28 protein-coding genes are annotated in these 25,410 nt (G+C 70.1%); 5 read left to right on the top strand and 23 right to left on the bottom strand.

Annotated elements, in window-relative coordinates; translation table 11 throughout:
* The first annotated feature begins 55 nt into the window (after positions 1-55).
* The 3 genes from ABZX02_RS21840 to ABZX02_RS21850 all read left to right on the top strand — a co-directional run bounded on the left by ABZX02_RS21840 (position 56) and on the right by ABZX02_RS21850 (position 2,910).
* Positions 56-631, top strand: a complete 576-nt coding sequence (locus ABZX02_RS21840) for a sigma-70 family RNA polymerase sigma factor (RefSeq protein WP_355300394.1) — start codon at positions 56-58, stop codon at positions 629-631.
* A 138-nt stretch (positions 632-769) separates the two neighbouring features.
* Positions 770-1,762 (top strand): DUF5667 domain-containing protein, encoded by a 993-nt coding sequence (locus ABZX02_RS21845; protein WP_355300395.1) that lies wholly within the window; start codon positions 770-772, stop codon positions 1,760-1,762.
* Between the two features lie 251 nt (positions 1,763-2,013).
* Entirely contained in the window at positions 2,014-2,910 is an 897-nt protein-coding gene (locus ABZX02_RS21850; RefSeq protein WP_355300396.1) for an HAD-IB family hydrolase, read from the top strand.
* On the opposite strand, the gene ABZX02_RS21855 is transcribed toward ABZX02_RS21850, so the two are convergent.
* The gene (locus tag ABZX02_RS21855) at positions 2,903-3,604 is read right to left on the bottom strand and encodes a winged helix-turn-helix domain-containing protein (RefSeq protein WP_355300397.1); all 702 of its coding nucleotides are present in this window, start codon (positions 3,602-3,604) and stop codon (positions 2,903-2,905) included. The two genes, ABZX02_RS21850 and ABZX02_RS21855, sit on opposite strands and share 8 nt — an antisense overlap.
* Before the next feature lie 58 nt (positions 3,605-3,662).
* Here ABZX02_RS21855 and ABZX02_RS21860 point away from each other — a divergent pair, with 58 nt between their 5' ends.
* Entirely contained in the window at positions 3,663-4,934 is a 1,272-nt protein-coding gene (locus ABZX02_RS21860) for an isocitrate lyase/phosphoenolpyruvate mutase family protein (protein WP_355300398.1), read from the top strand.
* Here the strand turns inward: ABZX02_RS21860 and ABZX02_RS21865 are convergent.
* From ABZX02_RS21865 to ABZX02_RS21930, 14 genes are all read right to left on the bottom strand, one after another.
* On the bottom strand, positions 4,903-5,859 hold the full coding sequence (locus tag ABZX02_RS21865; RefSeq protein ID WP_355300399.1) for a lysophospholipid acyltransferase family protein: 957 nt from the start codon (positions 5,857-5,859) through the stop codon (positions 4,903-4,905). The two genes, ABZX02_RS21860 and ABZX02_RS21865, sit on opposite strands and share 32 nt — an antisense overlap.
* Positions 5,860-5,875: 16 nt before the next feature.
* Complete coding sequence (locus tag ABZX02_RS21870) at positions 5,876-6,913, bottom strand: NAD-dependent epimerase/dehydratase family protein (RefSeq protein ID WP_355300400.1); 1,038 nt, start codon at positions 6,911-6,913, stop codon at positions 5,876-5,878.
* A gap of 262 nt (positions 6,914-7,175) precedes the next feature.
* Positions 7,176-7,277, bottom strand: coding sequence for an AURKAIP1/COX24 domain-containing protein (locus tag ABZX02_RS21875; RefSeq protein ID WP_015105422.1), 102 nt, complete (start codon positions 7,275-7,277; stop codon positions 7,176-7,178).
* A gap of 120 nt (positions 7,278-7,397) precedes the next feature.
* Entirely contained in the window at positions 7,398-7,610 is a 213-nt protein-coding gene (locus ABZX02_RS21880; RefSeq protein ID WP_030477960.1) for a helix-turn-helix domain-containing protein, read from the bottom strand.
* Positions 7,611-7,747: 137 nt separating this feature from the next.
* Positions 7,748-8,557, bottom strand: coding sequence for a pyrroline-5-carboxylate reductase (gene proC / locus ABZX02_RS21885; protein WP_355300401.1), 810 nt, complete (start codon positions 8,555-8,557; stop codon positions 7,748-7,750).
* 10 nt (positions 8,558-8,567) lie between these two features.
* On the bottom strand, positions 8,568-9,350 hold the full coding sequence (locus tag ABZX02_RS21890) for a thioesterase family protein (RefSeq protein ID WP_355300402.1): 783 nt from the start codon (positions 9,348-9,350) through the stop codon (positions 8,568-8,570).
* The gene (locus ABZX02_RS21895; RefSeq protein ID WP_355300403.1) at positions 9,347-10,243 is read right to left on the bottom strand and encodes a proline dehydrogenase family protein; all 897 of its coding nucleotides are present in this window, start codon (positions 10,241-10,243) and stop codon (positions 9,347-9,349) included. The genes ABZX02_RS21890 and ABZX02_RS21895 overlap by 4 nt, the downstream gene beginning before the upstream one ends.
* 46 nt (positions 10,244-10,289) lie before the next feature.
* On the bottom strand, positions 10,290-11,135 hold the full coding sequence (locus ABZX02_RS21900) for a sugar phosphate isomerase/epimerase family protein (protein ID WP_355300404.1): 846 nt from the start codon (positions 11,133-11,135) through the stop codon (positions 10,290-10,292).
* Positions 11,132-12,382, bottom strand: a complete 1,251-nt coding sequence (locus ABZX02_RS21905; RefSeq protein ID WP_355300405.1) for a hypothetical protein — start codon at positions 12,380-12,382, stop codon at positions 11,132-11,134. The genes ABZX02_RS21900 and ABZX02_RS21905 overlap by 4 nt, the downstream gene beginning before the upstream one ends.
* Positions 12,382-13,362, bottom strand: a complete 981-nt coding sequence (locus tag ABZX02_RS21910; RefSeq protein ID WP_355300406.1) for a Ppx/GppA phosphatase family protein — start codon at positions 13,360-13,362, stop codon at positions 12,382-12,384. The genes ABZX02_RS21905 and ABZX02_RS21910 overlap by 1 nt, the downstream gene beginning before the upstream one ends.
* 27 nt (positions 13,363-13,389) lie before the next feature.
* Entirely contained in the window at positions 13,390-14,070 is a 681-nt protein-coding gene (locus ABZX02_RS21915; protein ID WP_053737067.1) for a response regulator transcription factor, read from the bottom strand.
* On the bottom strand, positions 14,067-15,239 hold the full coding sequence (locus ABZX02_RS21920; RefSeq protein ID WP_355300407.1) for an ATP-binding protein: 1,173 nt from the start codon (positions 15,237-15,239) through the stop codon (positions 14,067-14,069). Before ABZX02_RS21920 ends, ABZX02_RS21915 begins: the two co-directional genes overlap by 4 nt.
* A 199-nt stretch (positions 15,240-15,438) precedes the next feature.
* Positions 15,439-16,185 carry a phosphoglyceromutase gene (locus ABZX02_RS21925; protein WP_355300408.1) on the bottom strand — a complete coding sequence of 249 codons (747 nt, stop codon included), beginning with the start codon at positions 16,183-16,185 and terminating at the stop codon, positions 15,439-15,441.
* 5 nt (positions 16,186-16,190) lie between these two features.
* Complete coding sequence (locus ABZX02_RS21930) at positions 16,191-16,634, bottom strand: VOC family protein (protein ID WP_355300409.1); 444 nt, start codon at positions 16,632-16,634, stop codon at positions 16,191-16,193.
* Between the two features lie 58 nt (positions 16,635-16,692).
* Here ABZX02_RS21930 and ABZX02_RS21935 point away from each other — a divergent pair, with 58 nt between their 5' ends.
* The gene (locus ABZX02_RS21935; RefSeq protein WP_355300410.1) at positions 16,693-17,331 is read left to right on the top strand and encodes a helix-turn-helix domain-containing protein; all 639 of its coding nucleotides are present in this window, start codon (positions 16,693-16,695) and stop codon (positions 17,329-17,331) included.
* On the opposite strand, the gene ABZX02_RS21940 is transcribed toward ABZX02_RS21935, so the two are convergent.
* The 8 genes from ABZX02_RS21940 to ABZX02_RS21975 all read right to left on the bottom strand — a co-directional run bounded on the left by ABZX02_RS21940 (position 17,319) and on the right by ABZX02_RS21975 (position 25,330).
* The gene (locus ABZX02_RS21940) at positions 17,319-17,771 is read right to left on the bottom strand and encodes a DUF5956 family protein (RefSeq protein WP_355300411.1); all 453 of its coding nucleotides are present in this window, start codon (positions 17,769-17,771) and stop codon (positions 17,319-17,321) included. The two genes, ABZX02_RS21935 and ABZX02_RS21940, sit on opposite strands and share 13 nt — an antisense overlap.
* A 67-nt stretch (positions 17,772-17,838) precedes the next feature.
* Positions 17,839-18,519 (bottom strand): hypothetical protein, encoded by a 681-nt coding sequence (locus ABZX02_RS21945; protein ID WP_355300412.1) that lies wholly within the window; start codon positions 18,517-18,519, stop codon positions 17,839-17,841.
* A gap of 254 nt (positions 18,520-18,773) precedes the next feature.
* On the bottom strand, positions 18,774-20,339 hold the full coding sequence (locus tag ABZX02_RS21950) for a 4-coumarate--CoA ligase family protein (RefSeq protein WP_355300413.1): 1,566 nt from the start codon (positions 20,337-20,339) through the stop codon (positions 18,774-18,776).
* A 411-nt stretch (positions 20,340-20,750) separates the two neighbouring features.
* Positions 20,751-21,533 (bottom strand): DUF4349 domain-containing protein, encoded by a 783-nt coding sequence (locus tag ABZX02_RS21955; protein ID WP_355300414.1) that lies wholly within the window; start codon positions 21,531-21,533, stop codon positions 20,751-20,753.
* Between the two features lie 129 nt (positions 21,534-21,662).
* A complete protein-coding gene (locus ABZX02_RS21960; protein WP_355300415.1) occupies positions 21,663-22,142 on the bottom strand; it encodes a YbjN domain-containing protein in 480 nt (159 codons plus the stop codon).
* Positions 22,139-23,386, bottom strand: a complete 1,248-nt coding sequence (gene mshA / locus ABZX02_RS21965) for a D-inositol-3-phosphate glycosyltransferase (protein ID WP_355300416.1) — start codon at positions 23,384-23,386, stop codon at positions 22,139-22,141. Before mshA ends, ABZX02_RS21960 begins: the two co-directional genes overlap by 4 nt.
* Complete coding sequence (locus ABZX02_RS21970) at positions 23,383-24,147, bottom strand: alpha/beta hydrolase (RefSeq protein WP_355300417.1); 765 nt, start codon at positions 24,145-24,147, stop codon at positions 23,383-23,385. Before ABZX02_RS21970 ends, mshA begins: the two co-directional genes overlap by 4 nt.
* A 43-nt stretch (positions 24,148-24,190) precedes the next feature.
* Positions 24,191-25,330 carry an Ig-like domain-containing protein gene (locus ABZX02_RS21975; protein WP_355300418.1) on the bottom strand — a complete coding sequence of 380 codons (1,140 nt, stop codon included), beginning with the start codon at positions 25,328-25,330 and terminating at the stop codon, positions 24,191-24,193.
* Between the last annotated feature and the right edge of the window lie 80 nt (positions 25,331-25,410).

Below are 25,410 nucleotides of genomic sequence, written 5' to 3' on the forward strand. Positions count from 1 at the left end.
CCGCGAGCCGATGACCGCGCGGGCACGACCGAACACGATCAGGACCACCCGAGCCATGGCGGGGGGTCAGCACGACGACGCTTCCGACGAGCCGTGGCAGCTCGTCAAAGCCGCCCAGTCGGGTGACACCGAGGCGTTCGGGGTGCTGTACGACAAGTACGTCGACATGGTCTTCCGCTATGTCCTCTTCCGGGTGGGCGGCGACCGCGCGTTCGCCGAGGACGTGACCAGCGAGACTTTCCTGCGCGCGCTGCGGAGCATCGGTTCGGTCAGCTACCAGGGCCGCGACGTGGGGGCGTGGTTCGTCACGATCGCCCGCAACATCGTGTTCGACCACGTGAAGTCGAGCCGCTACCGGCTGGAGGTCACGACCGCCGAGCTGCAGGACAACCGCGAGGAGACGAGCGGCCCCGAGCAGGAGGTCATGACCGAGGCGACCAACGCGGAGCTGCTCCGGTGCGTTTCCCAGTTGGGTGACGACCAGCGCGAGTGCATCGTGCTGAGGTTCATCGAGGGCAAGTCGGTGTCCGAGGTCGCGCAGCTCATGGACCGCAACGAGGGCGCCGTGAAGGCACTGCAACACCGGGCCGTCAGGCGGCTCGCACAGATCCTCCCGTCCTGGTTGCGGTGATCGCGATCGCAGGGGCGTAACCCAAAGCAGATCAACTTCGTTACTCGGGCTGAGATGGACGGCAAGGGAAGAACACCGCGGTGGCGGCAGACGGAGCACGAGCGATTCGCCCGTGCCGTTGAAGGCGGCCCACAGCCGGTGGGGAACGACGACCTCGCTGAGGACCTCGCGATCGTCGAACTCCTCCGGCGGATGGACGTCGGCCCGGACGCCGAGGCGCGCGAACGGATGAGACAGCGCGTCCTCACGGCTCCCCCACCGGAGAAACCACTGGTGCTCTCGTCGGTAAGACGGGTGGGAGCGCGCGCACGAGTAGCAGTCGCAGCAGCCGCGGTGCTCTGCTTGCTGCTGTCCCTCACCGGTATGAGCGTGCTGCTCAGCCGTGACGCGCTCCCGGGAGACCCGCTCTACGGCATCAAGCGCACCACCGAGAGCGCCTCGCTCGGCCTGACCTTCGGCGACGAGGACAAGGCCTTCAAGCACCTGGAGTTCGCCACGTCCAGGGTCACCGAGATGGAGACCCTCGCCGACCGCGACTCGGACTCGTCCGCGCAGCTCACGGCCCTGTCCGACCTGGACGCCGACGCCGTCGAGGGCGCCCGCAGGCTCACCGAGTACGCGACCTCGTCCGACCAGAAGGCCCTGCCCGTGCTGAACGAGTGGGCGCTGGCCCAGTACGTGAAGCTCGGCACCCTGCGCTCCCGCCTGCCCGACGACGCGCGCGCCCACGCCGACACCACGATGTGGCTGCTCGCGAGCATCGCCCAGCGGGCCCACGACCTGGCGGCCCGCGCGGGCTGCGACGCCGTGGTCAGCGGTTCGTCCGACCCGCTCGGCCCGCTGCCGGCGAAGGACCCGTGCGCGTCGGTGGTGACCGACCCGAACTCGTCGCCCGGCTCCAGGCCGTCCTCGACGCAGCCGGTCCCCTCGGGCCTGCCGGTGCCGTCCGGCTCGGCGAACCCGTCGGTGCAGCCCACGCAGTCGGTGGTTCCCGGCACGTCGACGGCGCCGTCGGCGAAACCGGGCACCTCCACCCCGCCCTCGTCCGGCAAGCCGGGCATCACGATCCCGCTGCCCCTGCCGCTGCCGAGCATCTCGCTGCCGCTGCTGCCGGGGATCAGCTTCGGCTGAGCACGGCGCCTCGCGTGATGACGGGCGGCAGCACGTGCACGAGCCGCCCGGTCCAGGGATGGAACGCCCACGGTCCGCAATCGGCGGGAGTCCGGACGCGGCGAGCAGATCGCCCGCAGCAGGTCGAACGGCGCACATCGCTCCGTGTTGCCTCGACCACGTGGCGTGATCAAGGATACGAATCGAACGCGCTCAGCGCGGCGTGCACCAGCTCCAAGCAGGTTCGGCGCGCTGATCGCTAGGCTTGTGACATGGCAGGCAAGCGTGACGTGGAGAGCGACCGGGCGGCCGAACTCGCCGGCGAGGCTTCGGCGGAGGCGGCGATCCAGGCCGCCGCGATGGCCCCGGAGCTCGAACTGTCGCTGTCGGTCCCGCCGGACCTGACCGCCGCGGCCTTCTTCGACGTCGACAACACGATGATGATGGGCGCCTCGATCTTCCACTTCGCGCGGGGCCTGGCCGCGCGCAAGTACTTCTCGTCGTCCGACCTCGCGGGCTTCGTCTGGCAGCAGCTGAAGTTCCGCGTCGGTGGCCGCGAGGACCCGGAGTCGGTCAAGGCCTCGCGCGAGCAGGCGCTGTCGTTCGTCTCGGGCCGCAGCGTCGCCGAACTGGTCTCGCTCGGCGAGGAGATCTACGACGAGCTGATGGCCGACCGCATCTGGAAGGGCACCCAGGCGCTCGCCCAGATGCACCTCGACGCGGGCCAGCGCGTCTGGCTGGTCACCGCCACCCCCGTCGAGCTCGCCCAGATCATCGCCCGCAGGCTGGGCCTGACCGGCGCGCTCGGCACCGTGTCGGAGTCCGAGGACGGCATCTACACCGGCCGTCTCGTCGGCGACCTGCTGCACGGCAAGGCCAAGGCCCAGGCGGTCCGGTCGCTCGCCGCCAAGGAGGGCCTCGACCTGCGCCGCTGCACCGCGTACTCGGACTCGTCGAACGACGTGCCGATGCTCTCGGTGGTCGGCACCGCCGTGGCCGTGAACCCGGACTCGCAGCTGCGCGAGATCTCGCGCCGCAAGGGCTGGGAGATCCGCGACTTCCGCACGGGCCGCAAGGCGGCCAAGATCGGCGTGCCGTCGATCCTGGGCGCGGGTGCCGTGGCGGGCGCGGTGGCGGCGACGATGGCCTACCGCCGCCGGGTCAAGTAAGTCCTAGGTCCTGCCACCCCTGCTCACCGGCGGGGGTCAGCACGACGGCCCGGGACGTGCCGATCCGCCGGATCCAGCCGCGCTCGAAGAACGTCGCGCACAGGAACGCCCCGGCAGCCCCGGCGAGGTGCGGCACGCGCTCGGTCCAGTCCAGGCAGGGGCGGCTGACCTGCCGTTTCGACGGCTCGAAGCCGAGCTCCCGCAGCCACGCGAGGCCAGGCTCGGTGACGGCGAAATCGGTGGTGAGGTCGTCGGTCCCCGCCCCGCTCGTCCCCGCCCCGGCCGCCAGCACCCCTGCCCGCACCAACCCCGTCTTCAGCGCGATCCCCAGCCGCCCTGCCAGGTGGTCGTAGCAGGTGCGGCCCCGAGCCATCGCCTCCGACACCGCCGCCGCCCGCAGCCCGCGCGACGGCACTCGCGGCCCGGCGAACGCCGTCATCGCCTCCAGCAACTCGGCGACGTGCGGCCCGGCCAGTGCGACGTACCGGTGCCGACCCTGCCGGTGCTCGACCAGCAACCCACCCTCGACGAGCCGGGTCAGGTGCTCGCTCGCGGTCGACGCGGCCACTCCGGTGTGCGCGGCCAGTTCGCGCGCGGTCCAGGCCCGTCCGTCGAGCAGGGCGCCACAGATGGCCGCTCGTGTGTTGTCCGCGAGCAGTCCGGCGACCTGGGCGAGTGCTTCCACAACGCCCATTGTGCGACCGCGACACTTCGGCCGGCGCCGAAGCGTCGAGCCCCTAGCGTCGTCCGGCATGAGCGAAGAGCTGCTGCTGCCGGTCCCTCAGGTCCCACCAGGAGACACGGGCGTGGCCTGGCTCAGGTCGTCCGTCGTGAGGTTCAGCAACGGGCCGGAGCACGCCCGCAGGCGCGCGTTGACCGAGCGTCTGCTGGAGGGCGTGCAGGTCACCACCCTCGACGAACTGGCCGCCGCGCTGGGCCTGCGGGGCGAGCTGGACGCCATCGCCGAGATCGCCCCGTGCTACCAGCCGCACGAGCCCGTGACCGCCGCGGCCGACGCCGCCGTGGAACGGCTGGCCGGAGCCCACGACGAGGAGACCGCGGCCCGGATCGGCCTGCTCGTCCAGGCCTGGGCGGCGACGCACGCTCTCGCGGGTCACCTGAGCACCGGCAACCCGGCGCCGCCCGTCCCGGTCACGCGCCGGCAGACCGAGCAGGGCGTGGTCGAGGTGAGCCTGGAGCGGCACCCGTTCGGGCACGGTCCGCACGCCTGCCCCGGCCGCGAGATCGCCACCCGGATCGCCAAGAACACGGCGTTCCGGGCACTGCACCACCAGGACGAACCGCTGGTGCTGCCGAACGCCTGGGACCACAGCTCCGCCGCCGCGCTGCACGCCGCCGGGTTCCTCGCCATCGGCACGACGAGCCTCGGCGTGGCCGCTGCGCACGGCCTCCCGGACGGCATGGGTCTCGCGGGCGAGCAGGCCGTCGCGCTGGCCAGGCTGCTGAGCACCCTGCCGTGCCCGGTCACCGCCGACCTGGAGTCGGGCTTCGGCAGGCCGCCGGCCGAGGTCGCGGAACTGGTCGCGGGCCTCGGCGTCGCCGGGGTGAACCTGGAGGACGGCCGCCCGCACGGCCTGGCCGACCCGCAGGAGCAGGCAGAGCTGATCGCAGCCGTCAAGGAACGTGCGCCGGGCGTCTTCCTCAACGCCCGGATCGACACCCACTGGCTCGGTCTCGCGCACGAGGAGACCGCGGCCCGCGCCCGCCGCTACGTCGACGCCGGCGCGGACGGGATCTTCGTGGCGGGCCTCACCGAGCCGCGCGAGATCGAGCAGCTCGCGGCCCTGGCCCCGCTCAACGTGCTGGCCCAGCAGCGCACGCCGAAGGAGCTCGGCGACCTGGGCGTGAAGCGCATCAGCACCGGATCACTGCTGTTCCGCACGGCCCTGCACCACACGGTCGCGGCCGCCCGGCGAGTGCGCGACGGCGAGCTCCCGCAGGCGTTCGGCTACGACGAGGTGCAGGAGCTGGTCAGCCGAGGAACACGTTCCGACGCTGGGTGAGCAGGCGGTAGAGCGTCTGCTGGATCGTCTCGCGCACCTGGTCGGTCAGGTTGAACACGAGCATCGGGTCGTCGGCCGCGTTCTCGCCGTAGACGTCGGTGCGGATCGGCTCGCCGAACTCGATGTACCACTTCGACGGCAGCGGGATGGCGCCCAGCGGCCCGAACAGCGGGAAGAACGGCGTGACCGGGAAGTACGGGAAGCCCAGCAACCGGGCCAGCGCCTTGATGTCGCCGATCATCGGGTAGATCTCCTCGGCCCCGACGATGGAGCACGGGATGATCGGCGCGCCGGTCTTGAGCGCCGCCGACACGAACCCGCCGCGGCCGAAGCGCTGCAGCTTGTAGCGGTCCTTGAACGGCTTGCCGATGCCCTTGAAGCCCTCCGGCCACACGCCGACGAGCTCGCCGGACGACATCAGCCGTTCGGCGTCCGGGTTGCACGCGAGGGTCTGGCCGGACTTGCGGGCCAGCGCGCCGAGCACCGGCGTGCGGAAGACCAGGTCCGCGCCCAGCATGCGCATGTGGCGGTGCGCCGGGTGCTCGGACGCGATGCCGAACGACGTCATCAGCGCGTCCAGCGGCACGGTGCCGGAGTGGTTCGCCACGATCAGCGCGCCACCGGCCGTCGGGATGTTGTTCAGGCCGATGGTCTCGACGCGGAACCACTTCTCGTACAACGGCTTCAGCGGAGGCATCAGCACGTTCTCGGTGAGGTCCTTGTCGAACCCGAACTCGTCGACCTGGTAGTCGCCCGCGATCCGCCTGCGCGCGAACGCCAGCAGGTCCGTCAGCCTGCGTTCCCAGTCCGGTGTCGCGGACTGCTGCTGCTCCGGCTCGGGAACCACCTCGACGTGGCGTGCTCTGCGCGCGTCGCGGTCCGGGTCGTGCAGCGGGATAACGCGTGCTCCTGCCACTGCGTTCATCTCCTCAAGGCAAAGATCAGCGGAAACGAGCGGCCGCTTGGAGGATGGTCCGCTCTGCGGCGTCGACCGTGTCCGGGTCGACGAGCGGCTTCAGGCCACGGCCGTTCACGTAGTCGTCGAACGCCTGCTGGGTGGTCCACCGCGGCGTGAACCCGAACTCCTTCTTCAGCAGGGTCGTGTCGACCACCCGGCCCCAGTTGAGGAACCTCATCTGGTCCGGCGAGAAGTCGACGAGCCGGGCGCTCCGGAAGAAGCCACCGACGGTGGGCACGGCCGCGCTGGGCACCGGCAGGTTCAGCCTGCCCGCCCGGCGGATGGCCTGCGACAGCAGCAGCACGCCGTCGCCGCCCACGTTGTAGACACCAGGCAGGTCGTGCAGCGTCGCGCGTTCCAGGACCGCCAGGGCGTCCTCGGAGTGCAGCAGCTGCACACGAGCGTCGTAGCCCAGGACGGTGGGCACGACCGGTAGGGCGAAGTAGCGCGTCAGCACCGTGTCGATGCGCGGGCCGATGAAGTTCGTGAAGCGCAGCGAGGTGACGTTCACGTCCGGCCGGCGGCGGCCGAACCCGCGCACGTAGCCCTCGACCTCGACCGCGTCCTTGGCGTAGCCGGACGACGGCAGGTCCTTGGGGCCCATGTCCTCGGTGAACACCGCCGGGTCCCGGGAGGACGACCCGTAGACGGCGCTGGTGGACTTCACGACGAGCTTCTGCACCTTGGGCGACTTCTGGCACGCGGCCAGCAGCTGCATGGTGCCGATGACGTTCATCTCCTTCATCACCGTGCGGCCGGTGGGCCCGGCCGGGCTCGCGGTGACGGACGCGTGGACGACCGTGTCGACGTTCGCGGTGGAGATGACCTTGGCGATCAGCGGGTTGCGGATGTCGGCCCGCACGAACTCCGCTCGGCCCATGCGGCGCAGCAGGTCGCGTGGCGGCGGCTCGGTGTCCACACCGAGCACGCGCTCGATGTCCGGGTTCGCGGCGAAGCGCGCGGCGAGGTGGCCGCCGAGGAAGCGGCTCACTCCGGTGACGAGGACGACCTTGGGCGTCATGCGACTCCAAGCACGAAGGGCGTGGCGATTGGTCGATGCTACAGACCGGATTGAGAACCGCACGGGGCCGGAACGCCGTCTTGACGCAGGTCACGCGGGCTTTACGGGGCAATCACCCGAACGGCGGCGACCGATCCCGCGTTTCTCACCGTTCGTCTCACTGGGTGATACCCGTGCCGCCGCAAGCACTCGCGCGGGTCCGGAAAACGCAACCGCCGCCGGTCTCCTCGCGGAGACCGGCGGCGGCAGAGCGCATGCGGGCTTACTTGCCGCGCTTCCTGCGCTGGACCCTGGTCTTGCGCAGCAGCTTGCGGTGCTTCTTCTTCGACATGCGCTTGCGGCGCTTCTTGATGACCGAGCCCATGCGGGTTCCTTAGCTCTAGACGTTGCTTTGACTGGCGCGCCCCAGCCTTGGCCGTGTCAAGCACGGCGCGCCGGTAAGCACGATCGGCCTACCAGTCTACCCGGCGGGGTTCGCCAGCCTTCAGCCAGCGTCGAAGTACGCGTTCTCCAGGTAGGCGTGCACCGCTTTTTCCGGCACCCGGAACGACTTGCCGACCCGCACAGCGGGCAGCTCGCCGGAGTGCACCAGGCGGTACACGGTCATCTTGGAGACCCGCATCATCGAGGCCACCTCGGCCACGGTCAGGAACTGCACCTGAGCCAGGCCTGTTCGTTCGTTCTCCTTCGCAGGCATAAATCACCGCATCCTTCGACACGTGTCGTGCCGTCGGTCTTCCCCACCGACGGTTCGACACGCACGTGCTGCCCTGAGAGTAGCGGGACTGGTGTGACTCCTGCGACGTCCAAGTGGGGTCGTCCCCTCACTTCGGACTAGTCCTCGTGCTGTTTGCCCAGTTCGACGGACCGGTCGCGGGCGCTTTCGATGGCCGCGAGCAGGGCCGCGCGGACGCCGTGCTTCTCCAGCTCGCGGATCGCCATGATCGTGGTGCCGGCGGGCGAGGTGACGGCCTCGCGCAGGATCACGGGGTGGTTCGAGCCCTCGTTGAGCATCGTCGCCGCGCCCACCGCGGACTGGATGATGAGCTGCGAGGCCAGGTCGCGCGGGATGCCGAGCAGGATGCCCGCGTCGATCATCGCCTCGACCAGGAAGAAGAAGTACGCGGGTCCGGAGCCCGACAGCGCCGTCACGGCGTCCTGCTGCGACTCCGGCACCACCGCGACCTTGCCCACGGTCGACAGCAGCTCCTCGACGACCTTGAGGTGCTCGGGCGTGGCGTTGGAGCCGCCGGAAACCGCGCTCATGGCCTCGCCGACGACCATCGGGGTGTTCGGCATGACCCGCACGACCGGGGTGCCGGCGGGCAGCCTGCGCTCGTACAGGGCCGTCGGCAGCCCGGCGCACAACGACACGATCAGCGTGCCGGGCCGCAGCACCGGCCCGAGCTCGGTGAGCAGCGGCTCGATGTCCTGCGGCTTGACCGCCACGACCAGCACGCCGGCCTTCTCGGCCGCGCCCGCGACCGTGACGGCCTCGAACCCGTACTGCTCGGTCAGCGCCTTCGCCCTGGACTCGTGCTTCTCGGTGAACAGCAGATCCGAGGCCGCGCGACCGCCCTGCAAGAGCCCGGACAGCAGCGCCTCACCGATCTTGCCCGCGCCGAGCACCGCGATCTTCGTCATCGGTCAAGTCTCACACAGCGGGGGTCAGCGCCAGCTGTCGTGCCTGGCACACCAGCCGCCCGGCCGAGTCGATCACCGTGGCGTCCTCGTCGAACCACTGCCCGTGCACGGCCTGGCAGGTCACGTGGATCCGCAACCACCCCGGCGCGGGCCGCGCGCGCAGCAACGCCGTCAGCTGCACGGTCGGCGACCAGCCGAACCGCCCTAGGTTGAACGTCACGGGCATCGACAGGTCCCCGGCGAGCAGCGCGAAGTAGGGGTCGGGCTGCTCGTCCGACGGCCGGGCCCACAGCTTGAGCGTGAGCGGCCCGTCCGTGCGCCGGTCGAGGAACGACGCCGACTCCCGGTCCACCCGCAGGTCGCAGAGGGCACCGACCTTGTAGATCCCGCCGGTCGGGAACGTCGCCATCTCCACCGCCCCGGGAGGCGGCGCGGCGGGCATCGCCGGCAGGTTCACGTAGTCGGCCCGGTGCTCGGGGATCCGCCCGGTCGTGACGGAGGCCTCGACGCACACCTGGCCGCGCTGCTCCAGCGACACGGCGATGACCGTGGCCGTCCGCCCGGCCTTGCGCACGTCGGTCCGCACGAGCACGGGCCCGACCTCGGGAGCCCGGAGGAACTGGGCCGACACGGCCAACGGGTCGGCCTCGGCCACCTGGGCCGCGGCACGGGTCATCACCGCGAGGAGGAAACCGCCGTGGGGCTTCGGGCCCACGGTCCACTCGGCGGGCAGGGACGCGGTGAAGGTTCCGTCACCGAGCGACCGCACCGCACTGGACTTCGAGAAGGTCATGAGCGGCTGGCCAGTGACCGCAGGAAGAAGGTCACGTTGGCGGGCCGTTCTGCAAGTCGCCGCATGAGATATCCGTACCACTGCTCGCCGTAGGGGACATAAACGCGAGTGCCGAGACGCCGCTGCTCCTCGGTCCGGATGCCGTAGAGCATCTGGTACTCGAAGTCAGTTTTGTCATACCAGCGGGCTCGTTCGCCAATGATTTCGATCAGCCTGGGGTCGTGCGTGGCGAACATGGGGTAGCCCTCTCCAGCGAGGAGAACGTTCACGCACCGCACGTAGTTCAGATCAACCTCGGATGGATCCTGAATCGCAACCTCGGGCGGCTCCGCGTAGGCGCCCTTGACCAGCCGGACCCTGCTCCCGGCGGTCGCGAGCCGCTTGCAGTCGTCGAGCGTCCGGTGCAGGTACGACTGCAGCACCGCACCCACCCACGGCCACGTGCGCCGCAGTTCGTCCAGGACCCGGAGGGTCGAGTCGGTGGTCGTGTGGTCTTCCATGTCGAGCGTGACCGTCGTCCCGCACTGCTCCGCCGCGGCGCAGATCCGGGAGGCATTCGTCAGGGCCAGTGCCTCGTCGAGCGACTGTCCGACTGCGGACAGCTTGACGCTCACCTCGGCCTTCTCGGCCAGTCCCGCGGCGTGCAGCGAGTCGAGCAGCTCGAGGTAGGCCTGCACGGTCCGCTCGGCCTGGGTCTCGTCCGTCGTGTCCTCGCCGAGGTAGTCGAGCGTCACCGGCAACCCGAGCCCGCGCACGACCTCGACCGCGTCCGCCGTGCTCTCCCCGGCGACGAACCTCTTCACGACGTCGCGGCTGATGGGCGCGTTGGCGACCAGGTGGCGGACCGTCTCGTTGCGAGACGCGGCCATGATCAACGCTCGCAGCGGGTTCACACCACGAACCCTAACCCGGACGCGCCGCGAGCCCCGCGCGGAGCACTCACCGGGTCAGCGAGGACCGCGCCTTCCCGGCCCCGCCCTCGGTGGACCAGTCGAGGTGCAGCCGGGCGAACAGCAGCGACTCCGCGAGCATCTCCCGCCGCGCCGACGCCGAGCCCGCGCGCCGGGTGTTGACCTCCAGCACCACCTGGCCGTCGAACCCGCCACGGGCGAGCATCTCGCAGACCTCCGCGCACGGCTGCGTGCCGCGGCCCGGCACCATGTGCTCGTCCTTCGGCGCCCCGGAGCCGTCGGCGAGGTGGATGTGGCGCAGCCCGTCGCCCATCCGCTTCGCGAGCTCCAGCGCGTCCATGTGCGCGGCGGCGGAGTGCGACAGGTCCAGCGTGTAGTTCCGGTGCCCCACGTCGGTCGGGTCCACGGACGGCTTGAACGCGTTCATCTCGACCGTCCGGCCACGCCCCAGCGGGCGCTTCACCGGGAACATGTTCTCCACGGCGATGGCGATCCCGCTCGAGTCCTCCAGGGACGAGACCAGCTCGGCGAACCCGTCGGCGTACTTGCGCTGCCACCGGAACGGCGGGTGCAGCACCACGGTCGGCGCGTCCAGTTCCTGCGCGGCCTCGACGGCGCGGCGCAGGCGCTCGGACGGGTCCGGGGACCAGACCCGTTGCGAGATCAGCAGGCACGGCGCGTGCACCGCGAGCACCGGCATCCCGGTCCGGGCGGACAGCCGGTCCACCGCGCGGATGTCCTGCGACACCGGGTCGGCCCACACCATCAGCTCGACGCCGTCGTACCCCAGTTCGGACGCGATCTCGAACGCCGCTCCGGCGGGCTGCGGGTAGACCGACGCCGTGGAAAGCCCGACCGGGATCCGGGCGCTCAACTCTTCACCAGCAGCATCGCCGCTGGTGAGACGGTCACGATGAGGCCGACGAGCACGGCCAGAACGGTGGTCTGCAGATCGTCCGCCCGGCGGATCTTTCGCACCAGCAACACCAGACCAACGGTAACCGCCAGCGCCACGACCAGTGCGGCCGCGGGTACCGAGCGCCACAGGAAGTTGAACGCGAGCCACAGACCGGCACCGCCGAGCACGCCGACGGCGAGCTGGCCGATCATGATCAGCCACTCCTTGCCGGCCGAGCGCGGCGCGGCGTCGGGCTCCTCGTCCACCTCGGCGGCGTCGTCGAGACCGGCGGGGCCGTCGTCGTCCTCGTCCTCGTCGGACTCCTCGTCCGCGAGGTAGTCCTCGTCGCGGTAGGCGGCGTACTCCTGCGAGTCGTCGTCCACGTACGGGGCGGGGTGCGCCGCGGTCGACTCCATCGGCGGCATCGACAGGTCGGTGTGCGCGTTCGGGTCGTCGTCGCCGAACCAGGCGTCGGGCTGGTTGCCCGGCAGCGGCTCCGGCAGCTTCGGCGGCGCGGGCGGCACGATCAGCACGGACTCGGTCTCGAGCGCGGCGATCTTGTCGACCGGCGCCTTCGCCGGGATGCGCGGCAGCTGCTCCGTCATCGCCTCGCGCGGCGGGGCGGGAACCGGCATCTGCCCCGACGGCTGCGGCGGGCGGGTGATGTTCGTGCGCGACGGCGTGGAGGTCGCCTGGTCGAGCCTCGCCTCCAGCCGGCCCGGCACGTCGGGGCGCGGCATGCCGGAGTTCGACGGCTGGTCGCGGACCTGCGGCACCTGCCGGGTCTGCTCGGCGGCCGCGGGAGGCGGCGGCACGGGCGCGGCCGGCTTGGCGACGGGAGGCGGCGGGGCCTGTCTGCGGACCTGCGGCGGACCGGCGGGCGGCACCGGCAGCTGCTGCGAGGGCTGCGGCTTCGGCGGCGCGACCTGCGGTTTCGGCTGGTACGCGGTGCGTTCGGCAGCAGGCGGCGCAGGAGGTTCGGGCGCGGCGCGGCGACCGGGCTGCGGTGCGTCGTCGTCGCGGATGGCCATCAGGCGGCCGCTGTCGGACAGGACCCGCTCGATGATCGTCTGGGGTGCGGTCTCCGGCTGCTGGACCTCGGCCTCGTCGTCAGCCGCCCGGCGGCGTCGCCGACGTGGCGCACTCTCTGCACTGCCCCCGTACTGGGCGAGCAGCTCAGCGACTGTGCGCTGCGTCTGGTCCGATCCGCTCTCTCGACTCATCAACTCCACCGTGCCCCGGTCTGGCCAGTCCGTCCAGTATCGCTCTGGTCCGTCCCGTCAGTGTGGTCCAGCCGTCGGAGGATGACACCCTCCCGGAGGGCCCACGGGCAAATCTCCAGCTGCGTGAGTGACAGGGCTCGCATTGTGGCCTCCGCGACCAGTGCGCCCGCGACGAGCTGATGGGCGCGAGACGTGCTCACGCCTTCCAGCTCCGCGAGGTCACTGGCCGACATCCGGGAAATGAACGCGATCAGCTGCCGCAGGCCCGCGTCGGTGAGCACGCGTCGTGCCCTGGGCCCGGCAGACGATGGCGCGGCCCCGGTGAGCCGCGCCAGCGTTCGGAAAGTTTTTGAGGTCGCAACCACTCGATCGGGTTCACCCGCGCGCTTCAGCTTCCGCGCCACGGGCGCGAGCTGGTCGGCGAGCCACTCGGTGGTCTCGCGGACCTCGGAGCGCCTGGGCGGGTCCTTCTTGAACCTCGTCCTGGTGAGCCTGCCCGCGCCGAGCGGCACGGAGAAGGCCAGGTCCGGGTTCTCGTCGCGGCCGACGGCGAGCTCGAGCGAGCCGCCGCCGATGTCGAGGCAGAGCAGCTTGCCCGCGGACCAGCCGTACCAGCGGCGGACCGCGAGGAACGTGTACTTCGCCTCGTCCTCGCCGGAGAGGACCTTCAGGTCGACGCCGGTCTCGGTGCGGACGCGGTCGAGCACCTCCGCGGAGTTGCCCGCCTCGCGCACCGCCGACGTCGCGAACGCCATCAGGTCCTCGCAGCCGGACCTCTTCGCTGAGGCCTTGGCTGCGGCGACGGCACGAACGAGCTGGTCAGCGCCCGCTTTCGAGAGCTGACCCTTGTCGTTGAGCTGCTCGGCGAGACGCAGGATCGTCTTCTCGGACGTCATCGGGATGGGGTGGGCACCACGATGCGCGTCCACCACCAGCAGGTGGACGGTGTTGGAACCCACGTCGAGAACGCCCAGGCGCACGCCGGAAACGGTACCTGGTCGTGTCCGTCAGGACTCGAACTTGTAACCCAGACCCCTCACGGTCACCAGGTGCCGCGGGGCCGACGGGTCGGGTTCGATCTTGGAGCGCAGGCGCTTGACGTGCACGTCCAGCGTCTTGGTGTCGCCCACGTAGTCCGCTCCCCAGACCCGGTCGATCAGCTGTCCGCGGGTCAGGACGCGGCCGACGTTGCGGAGCAGGTACTCCAGGAGGTCGAACTCCTTGAGCGGGAGGCTGATGTCCTGACCGCCGACGGTGACGACGTGGCGTTCCACGTCCATCCGCACCGGGCCGGCCTCGAGGATCTGCGGGAGCAGGTCCTCGGACTCACCACCGCGGCGCAGCACCGCGCGGATGCGGGCGATGAGCTCGCGGGCCGAGTAGGGCTTGGTGACGTAGTCGTCGGCGCCCAGTTCGAGCCCCACGACCTTGTCGATCTCGCTGTCGCGCGCCGTCACCATGATCACGGGGACGGCCGAGCGCTGGCGCAGCTGCTTGCACACGTCCGTGCCGCTCATGCCGGGCAGCATCAGGTCGAGCAGCACGATGTCGGCGCCGTTGCGGTCGAACTCCTCGAGCGCCTCCTGGCCGGTGGCCGCGAGCGCCGCGGTGAACCCCTCCTTGCGCAGCAGGAAGGCGAGCGGATCGGCGAAGGACTCCTCGTCCTCCACGATGAGCACCCTGGTCACAGCTCTCCTCCAGTGTCACCCGCGCCGGTGGGGACGAGGGTCGGGTTGGGTTCGGTCGCCGCGGCGGGAATCCGCAGCGTGAAGGTGGACCCCGTTCCTGGCAGGCTCCACAGCTTCACCTCACCGCCGTGGTTGGCGGCGACGTGCTTGACGATCGCGAGCCCGAGGCCGGTGCCCCCGGTGGCGCGCGATCGGGCCTTGTCGACGCGGTAGAACCGTTCGAAGACGCGGATCTGCTGGTCCTCGGCGATGCCGATGCCGCGGTCGGTCACGGCGATCTCGACGTGCCCGTCCACGAGCCGGCGGCTCACGCTGACCGGGCTGCCGGGCGGCGAGTACGCGACGGCGTTGTCCAGCAGGTTCGTCAGCGCCGTGACCAGCAACGACCGGTCACCCGGCACCACGAACCCGCTCGGCTCGTCGACGTTGATCGAGATGTTGACGGACTCGGCGGCGAGCTTGGACCGCGAGAGCGCCTCGTTGATCACGACGTCGATCTCGGTGTCGGACAGCTCCGGCAGCTTCTCGGCGCCCTGCAACCGCGACAGCGCGATCAGCTCGGTGACGAGCGTGCCGAGGCGGGTGGCCTCCTGCATGATCTTCGCGCTGAAGCGGCGGACCTCCTCCTGGTCGTCGCTCGCGTCCAGCACGGCCTCCGCGAGCAGCGCCAGCGCCCCGACCGGGGTCTTGAGCTCGTGGCTGACGTTCGCCACGAAGTCGCGCCGGGTCTTCTCCAGCCGCACGGCCTCGGACTCGTCGGTCGCGTCGACGACGGTGAAGTCCTCGATCAGCAACCGGACCTCGGCGTGCACGGCCTCCGGCTGCCTGCCGGTGCGGTAGCCGTCCAGCGGCGACAGGTCGACGTACACGACCTCGTTGCTGTTGCGGACACCTTCGGCGGCCTTGCGGGCCCGGTCGTCCACGCGGTTGTTGCGGACGATGCCGAGCTCTTCCGCGCGGGGGTTGTGGAGCACGACGTCACCGAAGTGGTTCAGCACCACGATGCCGTCGTGGGAATCGTGGACGATCTGTTGGATCAGGTCGGCGACCGTGAGGCCTTCCGGCTTCTTGGCCTGCCTGGGTGCGGTGAACCGGCCGATGAAGAAAGCAGCGATCACGCCGATGAGCGCGAGGCCGATCGACACAGCGAGGTAACCCGTTGTGGTCACGAGGCGAATGGTAAGCAGCTCAGAGGTGTCCTGGCCTAGTGCGGAAGCGTGAACCGTGATACCCGCGACACCTCAGGACGGGGTTGTTTCTCCCCTGGTCAGACATCGTTCACCCAACCGTGTCCTTTGGACGGTCGGGATACGAAAAATGCACGCGCGCACCGTCGTCCGGCACACGCGTGCATTTCCCGAAATGTGGTCAGCGACCTTGGTTGGCGACCGCCGCGATGGCGTCCTTCGCGGCGTCCGGGTCGAGGTACTCGCCACCCGGCTTGAGCGGCTTCAGCTCCTCGTCGAGGTCGTAGCGCAGCGGGATGCCGGTCGGGATGTTGAGCCCGGCGATGGCCTCGTCGGAGATGCCGTCGAGGTGCTTCACGAGCGCGCGCAGCGAGTTGCCGTGCGCGGCCACCAGGACCGTCTTGCCGGTGCGCAGGTCCGGGACGATCGACGACTCCCAGTACGGGATCATCCGCTTGACGACGTCGAGCAGGCACTCGGTGAGCGGCAGGTCGGGGCCGAGGTCCGCGTAGCGCGGGTCGGTGTCCTGGCTGAACTCGCTGCCGGGCTCGATGGGCGGCGGCGGGGTGTCGTAGGAGCGGCGCCAGAGCATGAACTGCTCCTCGCCGAACTCCTCGAGCGTCTGCTTCTTGTTCTTGCCCTGCAGGGCGCCGTAGTGGCGCTCGTTGAGGCGCCAGTCGCGCTTGACCGGGATCCAGTGCCGGTCCGCGGCGTCGAGCGCGAGGTTGGCGGTCATGATCGCCCGGCGCATGAGGCTGGTGTGCAGGATCTCCGGCAGGACGCCGGCCTCCTTGAGGAGCACACCGGCGCGGCGGGCCTCCTTCTCGCCCTTCTCCGACAGGGGAACGTCCACCCAGCCGGTGAAGAGGTTCTCCGCGTTCCACGTGCTCTCGCCGTGGCGGAGCAGGACCAAGGTTCCGACAGACATGCCGGCTAGCCTGCCATGCCGACCCGCCTGCCGTACCCCGGCCGGGCACCGTGATCCACGCCATGGGATTCGTCGGTGTAGAGGTGGATCTCCAGGCCGTCGGGGTCGGTGAAGACCAGCAGCCACCCGATGCTCGCCTCGATCTCGGGCGAGTGCGGGATGCCGAGCCCGTCGAGGTGCGCGATCCACTCCCCGAGGTCCTGACGGGTCGCCACTCCCCAGTTGACAGGGTCGAAACCGGCGATGGCGCGCGCCTTCTCGGGGTTCTCACGCAGGCTGAGCCCCGCCACCCCTCCGCCCACGTAGCCCGCGACACCGCGCACTACGCCGTCCTCGTCGGCGAACTCCCACTCGGGCTCGAACCCGAAGACGTCGCGGTACCAGGCGGTGCTCCGGGCGAGGTCGGTCACCGGGATCTTCACGCCTCTGATGCCTCTGAGCTGCGCCATCTCGGTCTCTCCTTTTGACTGCAGACACCGTGCAACGAATACAGCTAGACTGCGCTCGATGAACGACGAAGTCAAGCGCGCGTACAGCTCACCGCTGCGGGAGCAGGCGGCCCTCCAAACGCGCCTGCTGGTGCGGGAGGCGGGACACCGGCTGTTCACGCGCGACGGGTTCGTGGCGACGTCGATCCGCAGGATCGCGGCGGAGGCGGGCGTGTCCGAGCGGACCGTCTACACGCACTACCGGAACAAGGTCGAGATCTTCCAGGACGCGCTGAACGTGGCCATCGCCGGCGACGAGGAACCGGTGGCGATGCGGGACCGCCCGGAGTTCGAGGAGGTGCTGGCGACGCCGTCGGCGCGTGACCTGCTCGGCGAACTGGTGCGGCGCAACGCGGTCGTGCAGGAGCGCGCGGGTGCGTTGATCATGGCCGGGATCGAGTCCGCCGGGGCCGACGCGGACATGCGGCGGATCTCGGACGAGGGCGAGCGGGCGATGCGGGCGAACTGCCTGGCGCTCGCGGAGGCGCTGGTGGCGACCGGGGAGGTGCGGGACGGGTTCGACGCGGCGGCGGTGGCGGACGTGCTGACCACGATGTTGTCGCCGCACGTGCATCAGGTGCTGGGCTGGCCGGCCGATCGCTACCACGACTGGCTGGCCGGCACCCTCGAAGCGTCGTTGCTGGCTCAGCGTGGGTAGAGGTCGGCCACGGCGACGGCGACCAGCGGCGCGAGCTGGCCGGGACGCACCGCCGCGCCACCGGGATCCGACTCGCGCAGGTGCGCGTTGATGCGTCGGTAAGCCTTTTCGAGGTCGTCGTAGCCCTGCGGAAGCCTCTGGTACCAACGGTATCCGCGCGGCGGGCCCGGCACGTGCGCGTCCGCGAGGTACTCGTCGATGCCGTCGTCGATGACCTCCTGGTCGGCCGGCGTGCGCGGCTCGGTGCCGGCGCCGGCTGCCGTGGCCACTCGGATGAGGTGTTGCTCGTCGTCAGGCAGGCGCACGAGGTGCTCGGGGCCGGCGAGCCACGCCACGAGCATGGTCCAGCCGCTGTCCGGTACCCGGTCGTAGGCAACACCGTCGAGTTCCAGTCGCGACGTCGTCGCGTCACCGGGAACCTCGCGCACCTGCTCCCACATGTCGTTCTCCGATCGAACTCGGTTGGTCCAGGACGGTACAGGTCAGTTCACGGAGAGTTCGATTCGGTCACGCGTAGTAGCAGTTGTCTTCGCCGTAGCAGTTGAAGTACTCGCCTTCGAGCGTGCCCATCGTGAAACCCGGATGCCCGGCGGGCGTGAACTCACCGTTCACCGCGCCGTAGTACTCGTTGGAACTGGCGAGCTTGTTGCCGTAGAGCGTGTTGCTGTCCCACCTGCCCTGGACCGTCGGCGCCCCTGCTCCGTGCACGCCACAACTGTTGTCGGGCAGCAGGTTCACCTCCTCCCAGCAGGTCACCTGCACGCTGGTGAACTGCAGCAGCGGTCCGCTGTCGCGGATCAGCGCGACCCGCCACTGGGCCTGGCGGCCGTTGAGCACGGTGCGCAGGACCACGTCGAACGTGCCGATGACGCCTTCCTGGTTGCCGTAGGCGGCATTGCCCTTCGTCTCCGCGATGTAGTCGTTGATGACGCGGTGGCAGACGCTCCCGTTCTCACACCAGCCGTCGTAGTCGTCGAGCACTCGCGCCTCCTCGACGCGAGCGGGCACGGCCGGCGCGATCGGCGTGAACGCCCGGACACCGTCCACCTCGACGGTGAGACCGGCCGCGGTGCACGTCCACGCGGCGGCCCCCGACCTCTTCGCGGCGTCGACGCACGGCGCCAGCGCGGCGGTGGTCTGGTCCGCCGGTGCGGCGGTGGCCGGCAACTCGGCCGACAGCAAGCCCATGATCAAGGCAAATATGAACACACTTGTCTTCATGACTGCGAAAGTCCTTCCCCCATAGCCAGGATTTTGTCGAGCCCCCGTCCTGAACCAATGGCGAGTCTGTCGCAGCGATGGCGCCGTCCGCACCACCCACTCGACTACTCCTCACGGCGTAGTGCGATTACGAAGAGTGGCGCAGATCAGCGGAGTTACCGGGCCGCTCACGAGAAACGTCCCCGGCAACCGCGGTTGCCGGGGACGTCAGCCGTCGTCGCTCAGGCCTGTTCGCGCGCCCTGAGGTCCTTGCGCAGGATCTTGCCCGCCGCCGACTTCGGGATCGCCTCGATGAACTCCACCACGCGCACCTTCTTGTGCGGCGCCACGTGCGAGGCCACGAACGCCATGACGGCGTCCCCGTCCACGCTCGACCCCGGCTGGCGCACGACGAACGCCTTCGGGACCTCCTCGCCGTCCTCGTCCTTCACGCCGATGACCGCCGCGTCGGCGATCTCCTCGTGCGTCAGCAGCACGGCCTCGAGCTCGGCCGGCGGGACCTGGTAGCCCTTGTACTTGATCAGTTCCTTGACCCGGTCGACGATCGAGACGATGCCGTCCGCGTCGATCACGGCCACGTCGCCGGTGTGCAGCCAGCCGTCGTCGTCGATGGTGGCGGCCGTGGCGTCGGCGTTGTTCAGGTAGCCCTTCATGATGTTCGGGCCCTTGCACCAGAGTTCGCCGCGGTCGCCGACGCCGACGTCCTCGCCGGTGGCCGGGTCGACCAGGCGGCACTCGAGGTTCGGGATGATCACGCCGACCGTGCCGACCGAGATGTCGTCGCGGCCGTCCGGGATGGCGTGGCTGACGGGCGACATCTCCGTCATGCCGTAGCCCTGCACGACGCGGCAGCCGATGCGCTTGCGGACGGCGGCGGCGAGGTCCTCGTCCAGCGGGGCGGCGCCCGAGAACAGGGTGTGCAGCGCGGAGAGGTCGTAGTTGTCGACGATCGGGTGCTTCGCCAGCGCCACCGCGACCGGCGGTGCGATGTAGACGCGGTCGGTCTTGTGTTCGGCGATGACCCTCAAGAACTCCGGCAGTTCGAACTTCGGCAACGTCACGACCACGCCGCCGATGTACAGGCCGTTGTTCATCAGGACCTGCATGCCGTAGATGTGGAAGAACGGCAGAACCGCAAGAATTCGCGTGTGCGCGCCGACATCCGAAAGAATTGGCCCGCACTGCACGAGATTCGCCACGAGATTGCGGTGCGTCAGCATGACGCCCTTGGGCAGCGCGGTCGTGCCGGACGAGTACGGCAGCACCGCCAGGTCCTCGGACGGGTTGATCTCCACCTCGGGCACCGGGTGCGAGTTGTTCAGCAGCTCCGGCAGCGACGGGTAGCCCTCGGCGCCGTCCAGCACGACGACGTCGGTCACGCCCGCCTTCGCGGCGCCGGGCGCGGCGTTCGGGAGCAGGACGGACACCGTGAACAGCATCTTCGCGCCCGCGTCGTGCAGCTGGTGCGCGACCTCGTCGGGCGTGTAGAGCGCGTTGATCGTGGTCGCCGTGGCGCCCGCGCGCAGGATGCCGTGGAACACGACGGCGTAGTACGGCGTGTTCGGGCTGAGGATGCCGACGACATCACCCTTGCCGATGCCTCGCGCCGCGAGGGCGGCGGCCATCCGGTCGATCGCCCCGGCCAGCTGGCCGTACGTGAGCGTCGCGCCGGACATGCCGTCGATCAGCGCAACCCGGTCGACCCGGTCGGCGATGTCGCCGAACAACAGCTGGTGCAGCGACACATCGGGGATCTCGACATCGGGATACGGACTGCGAAAGACCATGCGGCGACCTCATTCACATCGCTGTACATCGCTGTACACCCAGCCTGTGGGCTCATCGTGATCCAGCCCACTGGGCTGGTCAAGGACCGCTCGATCGCTACAGATGCGTTACTTTGCGCGGCTAAATACACTCGAATGGAGTAATACAAGCACTTGTGATCGCAAGGACGTATCTGAGAAGTTGATACCGCCTCCGCGAGTCGGCTCCCACGCTTACTCGACGAGCGCGAGGCACATGCGCGGTTCGTCATCCCCCGTCGAATCGCGTGGCCCGCTAACGGATCCGCAGGCTCCCCCCGTCCACGGATCCACTGCAGCGGGGACCTTTGACGCGGGACGGCTCGATGCGACTCCCCCTCTCTCCCGAGCCGTTCCGCGCATCATCAAAGGCACACTGTCAGTAGAACTTGATCAGGCAGCCTCGTTCATTCGGGTGACGCGCCGCCGGCGACGGAGCAGGTAGACCACCGCGAACGCGGGCACGCCGAGCGCCACCAGGAACGGCAGCATCGCGCCGACGCCGATCAGGATCACGCCGACGACCGCCACGAGCGCGTCCCAGCCACCGGCCAGCGCACCGAGGAACCCGACCTTCTCCGGCTCCGGCGCCGCGATCGGCACGGTCGCGACCCGCACGGTCAGCGTCGCCATCGCGACCTGGCCCTTCAACGACGCGCTGCGCCGCTGCATCGACTCGAGCTCCGCCTGCCGCTTGGTCAGCTCCTGCTCGACCTGCGCGACCTCGGACGTCGACCCGGCGCGCTCGAACAGCACGCGCAGCCGCTCGACGCTCGCCCGCTGCGTCGCGATCCGCGCCTCGACGTCCACCAGCTGGTCGGTGACGTCCTCGCTGCGCACCTCGCTGCGGGTGACCTCACCCACACCCGTCAGGTCCCGCACGACCTTGTCCAGCTCGGCCGACGGCACCCGCACGGTCACGGACCCCGAGTTCTTGGTCGAGTTCTCCTCGCCCGCGAACCCGCCGACGGCCGCCGCCCGGTCCTTGACCTGGCCGATCGCCTTCAGCACGTCGTCACTGCGCAGGTCGACGGTCGCCGTGCGCACCAACTGGCGCTCCTGCTGCTCGACCGCCTGCACGGCCTGCCCGGCGTTGTTCTCCTGTTGCGGCGCCTTCTGCTGGGCCGCCTGCGGTGGAGCGGCGGCGTCCTTCGCCCCACCACTGCTGCTGCTCATGCTGCTGCCGCACCCGGTTGTTGCTAGGGCCAGCAACGCGACTCCCACCCACACCCCTGGTCTGCGCATGACTCATTGACGGGCCTGGGCGCGCCCCGAGTTGCCGACTACGCCGAAACGAGTCGGCGGCTACTCCGAAACGAGATGTTGGAACGCCGCCAGGTTCGCGAGCGACTCGCCGCGCGACACCCGCCACGCCCACTCCCGCCGGATCGCGTCGGCGAACCCGATCTCGAGCAACGGGTTGAAGTCGCCGTCCGCCGCCTCCAGCACCTGCCCGAGCACGCGGTCCAGCTCGTCCGCGGTCACGGCGTGCTTGCCGACCCGTCCGACCAGGTAGATGTCACCCTCGGCGTCGACCGTGTAGTGCACGCCGTACAGCCGTGCGTTGCGCCGCAGCAGGAACCGGTACACGTCCTCGAACGACTGGTCCGGCCGCCGGCACACGAAGGCCTCGACGACCAGCGCGTGCGCGGTCTCGACCAGCCACACGTTGGTCTGCAGCTTCTTGGTGCCCGGCAGCGTCACGAAGAACTTGCCCGGCTCGCGCCGGTCGTACTTCAGCTCCCGTTCGTCGAGGAACTCCTTGATGACGCTGTCGATGCTCAAGCGAAAACCTCCCGGCGGAACACTTCTGCCGCCTCTTGATACCCCGCCAGCAGGGCGTCAGTCGTGCGGTCCCACGAGAAGCGTCGCGCATGGCCGACGGCGTTGCTCGCCAGGTGCTCCCGCTGCGGCAGCGCGACGTCGCCGAACGCCGAGGCCCACGCGCCGGCCTCGTGCCCGTGCACGAGCACCCCGGACACCCCGTCGTTGACCGCCACCGGCAACCCGCCGACCGCCGCCGCGACCACGGGCGTCCCGCAGGCCTGGGCCTCCAGCGCCACCAGCCCGAACGACTCGTTGTAGCTCGGCACCGCGACCAGGTCGGCGGCCCGGTAGACCTCGGCCAGCGCGGGACCCGGCTGCGGCGGCAGGAACCGCACGACGTCCGTGATCTGCAGCTGCGCGGCCAGCTCCTCCAGCGCCTTCGGCCGTTCGGTGCCCGAGCCCGACGGCCCGCCCACGACCAGCACGACCAGCCGCGACCGCAGCCCCGGATCGCGCACGAGCATCTCGGCGGCCGCGCGCAGCAGCACGTCCGGCGCCTTCAACGGCTGGATCCGGCCCACGAACGCCAGCACGGTCGCGTCCAGCGGGAGGCCGAGCGCCTGCCGGGCCGCGCGCTGGTCCCCCGGCGTGAAGCGGTCGAGGTCCACGCCGGGCGGCACGACGGCCACCTTGGACGGCTCCGCGTCGTAGAGCTTGATCAGTTCGCCGGCCTCGATGTCGGTGTTCGCCACGAGCCGGTCCGACTCGACGACGACCTGCTCCTCGCCGATCACCCGCATCCGCGGCTCCGGCGCGTCCCCGTCGGCCAGCGCCAGGTTCTTCACCTTGGCGAGCGTGTGGGCGGTGTAGACGAGCGGCACGCCCCACCGTTCCCGCGCGAGCCAGCCCACCTGCCCGGACAGCCAGTAGTGCGAGTGGATCGCGTCGTAGTAGCCGGGCTCGTGCCGGGCCTCGGCGCGCAGGACGCCCGCCGTGAACGCGCAGAGCTGCCCCGGTAGCTCCTCCTTGCCGAGCCCCTCGAACGGCCCTGCGGCGACGTTGCGCACGCGCACGCCCGGCGCCAGCTCGACCACCGGCGGCAGCTCCGACGACGTGGCGCGCGTGAAGATCTCCACCTCGACGCCCCGCTGAGCCATCCGAGTGGCCGTCTGCACGATGTAGACGTTCATCCCGCCCGCGTCACCCGTCCCCGGCTGTTCGAGCGGCGAGGTGTGCACTGAGAGCACCGCGACGCGCTTCATCGGGCGACTCGCAGGAGGTCGGCGGCGAACCGCGCGGGCCGCTCCAGGAAGGGCACGTGCGCGGTGTCGGGGTAGAGGCTCAACTCGGCTCCGGGGATCAGGGCGGCGGAGTACTCGGCGGCGGCAGGGGCGACCACCTCGTCTTGAGTTCCGTGCACGACCAGGGTCGGCACGTCTACGGCCTTCAGCACGTCGGCGCTGCCCACGTCCCTGCGGAACAGCTCACCTCGCACCTTAGGACTGACCGAGGTCGCGGCGGCAGTGAGCTGCGCGACCGTCTCAGCAGGCAGGACGGGTGCCATGTCCCGCTGGAAGGCGGCCAGGACGGCGTCGTCGGTGATGGCGGCGGGCAGCGCGTCGCGCATGACCCGCCCGATCTCGCCTCCCGGGCGACCGCGGCCGATCTCGGTGATGGCGCTCACGAACACCAGCGCGGTGATGCCGGCGGTGCCGTGCGAGCGCAGGTAGTCGGTGATCACGAGCCCGCCGTAGGACCACCCGACGACGGTCGCGGGGCCGGTGTGGTCGAGGACGGCCTTCAGGTCCGCGGCCCACCGGGCGCTGTCGCGGTAGTCGCCGAAGTCGTCGGACTCGCCGTGTCCGCGCAGGTCGACGGCGCAGGTGTGGAAGCCGGGCAGGTCCCAGACCGCGCCCGTCTGCGCCCAGCCGTGCAGCAGCACCACCGGTGGCGCGTCGGCCGGACCTGATTCACGTACGGCCAGTCGTCCCCCGCCGGCCGCCGCCACGTGTGTCAGATGCACACCAATGCGAACGACCTGGTCGGGGGACGAATTCCCGCCGGGACTACTTGATGGCGGACTTCGCCTTCCACTGGTCCCACGAGAGCTGCCAGTCGTACCAGTCGAACTGGGCCGGCAGCGTCGTGATCGAGCCGGTCACCTCGACCGGGTCACCGACCAGCGCCGAGTCGTAGTACGCCTTCGCGTCGGCTTCGAGCAGGTTCGCGCAGCCGTGCGAGGTGTTGTTCGTGCCGATGTTCGCCGCGTTGTCGTTGTTCTCGTGGATGAACTCGCCGTGGTTCGAGAACCGGACGGCCCACTTCTTCACGACGTTGGTGTAGCCGTAGCGCGGGTTGTCGAACGAGAACGTGTCGTTCTTCGACATGACCACGAACGTGCCGTTCGGCGTGGTGAGCTCCGGGTCCGCGTCCTTGCCGAACGACGCCGGGTAGTCGGCGACCTGCTGGCCGTCGCGGAACACCTTGAGCCGGTGCGTCGGGTTGTCGATCTTCACGACCTGGTTGCGGCCGACGGTGAAGTCGCTGGTCACGTCGGCCTTGCCGAACGCGCCGCCGCCGTAGTTCACGCCGTAGAGCTTCGCCTCGACCTTGATCGTGGTGTTGGCGGGCCAGTACTTCTCCGGCCGGTAGTGCACTTCCTGGTCGCTCAGCCAGGCCCACGAGCCCTGCACGTTCGCCGAGTTCGTGACCTTCAACGCCTTCTCGACGGTCGCCTTGTCCTGGACCGGCGCCTCGAACTTGACCATGATCGGCGCCGCGACGCCGACGGTCTGGTTGTCGCTCGGCCAGAGCGTCGCGCGGGTCTGCGAGCCGGGCGCGACGGTGGTGAACGAGCCCTTGAGGTCGACGGGCTTGCCGTCGGTGCCGACGACCTTGCCGGAGTAGTTGTACGTCTTGCCGTAGCCCAGCGGCTCGGCCGTCGTCCAACCCGACCTGTCCTCGGTGAGGGTGCCCTTGACGTCCTTGCCCTCGGGCGACTTCAGCGCGACGGACTCGATCTTGCCGTCCACCACGGTGACCTGGACCGGGGACGTGACCTGCACGTCCTTGGTGCCGTCGACCGGGGACAGGGTGACCTTCGCGGACGGCAGCGAGCTGTCCGGTTTGGGTGAGCCCGCCTCGACACTCGAGCAGCCGGTCAGCAGCGTCAGTCCGGCGACCAGCGCGACAAGTGTTCTCTTCACGGTTTCGACCTCCCACCATGGTGGACGTCCAGCACCCCGGCGCGGTGTGAGTGACGTCGGTCACACCCCATTCGGCGGCC

The organism is Lentzea sp. NPDC003310, from assembly GCF_040610935.1.
GTDB lineage: Bacteria > Actinomycetota > Actinomycetes > Mycobacteriales > Pseudonocardiaceae > Lentzea.